Genomic DNA, 4,030 nt, shown 5'->3' on the forward strand with positions numbered 1-4,030 from the left:
ACTAATTAATAAAAAAGTTTTAAAAAAAAGATAAAAAATATTAAAATATTAAAAAAATATTAAAAAAATATTAAAAAAATATTAAAAAAATAATTATAATGAAATAGGTAATTTATTCAAATAAGCTAAAATAGAAACTACAAGAATAATAAGACCGAACAACATGAAAATATAGTTGTAAGGGCTTAACAAGAATGCAATTCCTACAGCAATAAATACTAAGCCGTCGAAAAAGAGAGCTGCTTTAGTCCAGGAACGTTCAAATACACTTAAAGCAAGTGTCCAACCTACAACAACCAAAACAACACTGGATGCAATAACATCATAAGTCACCGGATTAGCATCAGCATAATTCCATAATCCCAATACCATTAAAATTACTGAAAATGCAAGCAAAATAATAGTTTTCTTTGTTATTTTCATAAAAATCCCCAATAAAAAATCATAACTATTCTAATTTAGATAATTCAATAGCCTTGTCCCAAATTTCCTGTTCGTAAAATACTTCCAATTCTGAAACATCATCAAATTCCAAAGGATTTCCTTCATCATCCTCAGTTTCTGTAGTAATTAAAACGAAATTAGACTTTTGAAATACGCTATATGCAAAATAACCTACATTTACCAAAATAGCAGGATAAAAAAACAATAATCCTATAAAAAGAAAAACGGCATGGATTAAAGGATTTCCAAAATTTCTCTTTTTAAGTAAAACAAAATTGCTATCTTGATTCTGAACAGTGTATTTTGACTGCTCAAATAGCTCAGCCAATTGGCACATAATGTCATAATCCTTTGCATGAATAATTTTAGGCATCATAATATCCAATTAAAATATAAAACTAAATTTTTTAAGCTAAATTACTAAATAAACAAGATTAAATTTAAAAATGATTTTTAAAAATTTAAATAAAACTAAAAATTAAACCTAAAAGATTTAAAAATAAAAAATTAAACCTAAAAAGATTTAAAAATAAAAAATTAAACCTAAAAAGATTTAAAAATAAAAAAATAAACCTAAAAAGATTTAAAAATAAAAAAAATAAACCTTAAAAGATTTAAAGATTAAAAAAATTAAACCTAAAAAGATTTAAAGATTAAAAAAATAAACCTAAAAAGATTTAAAATTAAATTTAATCCTTATAAATTACTAATTCCTCAATTTCTCTTCTAGGAGTGTCTCTAGGTTCTGCATTTCCATACCCTAAAGGAGTAAACAATACAGGTTCCCATTCATCATCCAATGCTAAGAATTCCTTAGCCTTGTCTGGTTTAAATGCAGCAATGAAACATGTGTTTAAACCAAGATCTTCAGCTGCAAGAATGATATGGGTCATTACAATAGTTGCATCAATGTCTGCAATGTTTTTTCCATCGAATTTTCTAGTCCATGCCCTTTCCTTAGAAGCTACTACACAAAGAGCAAGAGGAGCTTCTAAAAACCATTCAGCAGGATAGATTTCCTTTAACTCATCAGCATATTTTTCAGTGTCAATAACAACCACTCTGAAAGGCTGGAAATTAACTCCAGTAGGAGCAAGTCTGGCTGCTTCGAGGATTTTATCCAGTTTTTCCTTTTCAACTTCCTTATCTTCAAAACCTCTCATACTGTATCTTTGTTCTATTACATCAAAAAATTCCATAAAAATTCCTCAAATATCTAAAAATACATTAAAATATAATTATCAATTCAAAATACATATTAATTGAATTAAACTTTAAAAAAGCTATAAATTTAAACTATAAAAGAAATATAAATTTAAACTTTAAACTATGATTTAATTAATCTTTAAAATATGATTTAATTAATCTTCAAAGATGTCTCTGTTTTTAAATCCTTCATAGGAAATATTTTCCAAATCACAAAATCTTCTAAACTTTTCCTCTTCCTGCATTTCCTCATATGCATGAGCCACCAAACCTGGAAGACGTCCAATCATAAAGACTCCCAATCCTAATTTACTGTCAAATCCTAAATCAGACAATAAAGCTGCATTAACCCCATCAACATTCAATCCAATACCTTTTGTTTCAGACAGAATATTCTCAATTACCAAAGCCAATTTGGTATGAGGGCCGACTGCAGATTCCAAAATAGCCAAATCAAGCAATCTGACTGCACGAGGATCCTTATCATGATACCTATGACCGAAACCGGGAATACGCCTTGACTGGGATTGATATTGATTTACAATATCAATGGCCAATCTTGCAATTTTCTTATTGTCTTCCTTTCCACCAGTTAAATTAATGGCATGAATTGAATTCTGGAAGAGATTCATCGCTTTTTCAATAGCTCCAGCATGATTTTTACCAAATGACAATAAACCACCTGCAACTGCATTGTTTATATTTGCACCTGAGGATGCTATTAACCTTGCAGATTGGGTGCTTGGAGGAGTTACTCCATGATCGCAAAAGGAAACCAATATATGATTGAATATTTTTGACTCCTTCTTATTAGGCAATCTTCCCCTTAGAATTAAAAATACATTATCACTATAGCTAAGGTTTGTAATTAAATCCTCTTGGTTATACCCGCGAGTAGATAATTTATTAGGCTTAACCTCAGTAATGCTTGTTTTAATATTTTCCTTAGGAAATTTAAACCCCTTCTTGACAGGTTTTGGATTATCTCTCATTTTATCTCCTTTAATAATTCTAAAAATATTGAAAAAACAATAAATAAAATATTCAGTTTCTAACCAATATTCTAAAAATATTGAAAAAACAATGAATAAAATATTCAGTTTAAAAATTATTGATTAATTAATCATAATTAAATTAATAATACATTATTAATTATTAATAATCTTTTTAATAAAGTTTTTTAATAATCAAATGGGAAATTAAATAATTTTAAAAATAAGTAAAAAGTAAAAAACTAAAAAGGCTTAAGAAATAAAAAAAAACAAATAAAAAAAAAAAATAAAAGTCAATAAAAAACAAAAAAAATAAATACAAATAATACACTAATAAATAAAAAAAGTGTGAGAATTTTGGATTAAAATTCAAAACTAGCCACTCTAGGCTCTACAAAACAAGCTGGGCGAACAGAAACAATCCTAACACCACTGGCTCTTTGACTTCCAATGTTTAAAAAAGTTCCTAAAACAGTAGTTTTACCGCCAAGACCTAAAGGACCAATATCCGTTTCATTTAAGTCTTTAGATATTTTATTTTCCAAATCAGATTGATTGTCAAGATTTCCATGAACCATTGCCCTAATCATTAGGGAACTTGCTTCAAAATGTGTTCTGCCAATTCCAATAGCGGGAATTGAAGGAGTGCATCCAAGCAATGACAGGGATTCCTTTAACCATAAAACAGCCTCTCCCAATACAATTTCAGAGTCCCTCTTATGAAAAACCCTATAGGTTTTGGCCCTTATTTCAGGCCCTCCGCCTTGAAGAAGAATATTTACTTTAATCCTATCATCATCTACATCAAGATATTTGGAATAAGTTGATTCATCCTTTTGCTCAAATAAAAAGGAACAAGGTTTTAAAGCATCTGAATTCTCATATAAACCGCAAGACTGTTCAATTCTTTCAATATCATTACCCTTTACTGCCATTGGCCTACCTGGAAGACTGGACAAACCTTTTTCAATACCTTCATTAATGTCATTGAAGAAATTTTTAGGAATTTCCCTATTTTTTCCAATTTCTATTACAATATGAGGTATTCCAGTATCATCACATAATGGAAGCCCGTTTTTACGTGCAACCTTAAAATTAGAAATCATTTGCTCCAATGCCCAAACTGCATTTTCGTTTCCCAATTCCTCTTCCAATTTCAAGGCCCTGTTAAAGGCGTTTAATCTATCTTCACTATATGAACTGCCTGCTGTAACAAGAGTCTTTTGAACCTTATCAACCAAATCCATATTATCAACAAATTTTGTAAATAATTTTTAAAATCCAATAAAATTAATAAAAAACCAAATAATAAATCATAATCTTAAAACCAAATAATTAATAAAAAACCAAATAATAAATCATAATCTTAAAACCAAATAATTAATAAA

The 4,030-nt window shown here is 28.4% G+C and carries 5 protein-coding genes; all 5 read right to left on the bottom strand.

Annotated elements, in window-relative coordinates; genetic code table 11:
* Nucleotides 1-93: 93 nt before the first annotated feature.
* Nucleotides 94-423, bottom strand: a complete 330-nt coding sequence (locus Q0138_RS06270; RefSeq protein ID WP_297982157.1) for a hypothetical protein — start codon at nucleotides 421-423, stop codon at nucleotides 94-96.
* A gap of 25 nt (nucleotides 424-448) precedes the next feature.
* The gene (locus tag Q0138_RS06275) at nucleotides 449-820 is read right to left on the bottom strand and encodes a hypothetical protein (RefSeq protein WP_297982158.1); all 372 of its coding nucleotides are present in this window, start codon (nucleotides 818-820) and stop codon (nucleotides 449-451) included.
* A 313-nt stretch (nucleotides 821-1,133) separates the two neighbouring features.
* Nucleotides 1,134-1,643 carry a nitroreductase family protein gene (locus tag Q0138_RS06280; RefSeq protein WP_297982159.1) on the bottom strand — a complete coding sequence of 170 codons (510 nt, stop codon included), beginning with the start codon at nucleotides 1,641-1,643 and terminating at the stop codon, nucleotides 1,134-1,136.
* 162 nt (nucleotides 1,644-1,805) lie between these two features.
* On the bottom strand, nucleotides 1,806-2,642 hold the full coding sequence (locus Q0138_RS06285) for a citryl-CoA lyase (protein ID WP_297982161.1): 837 nt from the start codon (nucleotides 2,640-2,642) through the stop codon (nucleotides 1,806-1,808).
* Nucleotides 2,643-3,004: 362 nt separating this feature from the next.
* The gene (locus Q0138_RS06290) at nucleotides 3,005-3,889 is read right to left on the bottom strand and encodes a fumarate hydratase (protein ID WP_297982163.1); all 885 of its coding nucleotides are present in this window, start codon (nucleotides 3,887-3,889) and stop codon (nucleotides 3,005-3,007) included.
* Nucleotides 3,890-4,030: the final 141 nt, after the last annotated feature.

The sequence above is a fragment of the uncultured Methanobrevibacter sp. genome (assembly GCF_937906425.1).
In the GTDB taxonomy this organism is placed as follows: domain Archaea; phylum Methanobacteriota; class Methanobacteria; order Methanobacteriales; family Methanobacteriaceae; genus Methanobrevibacter.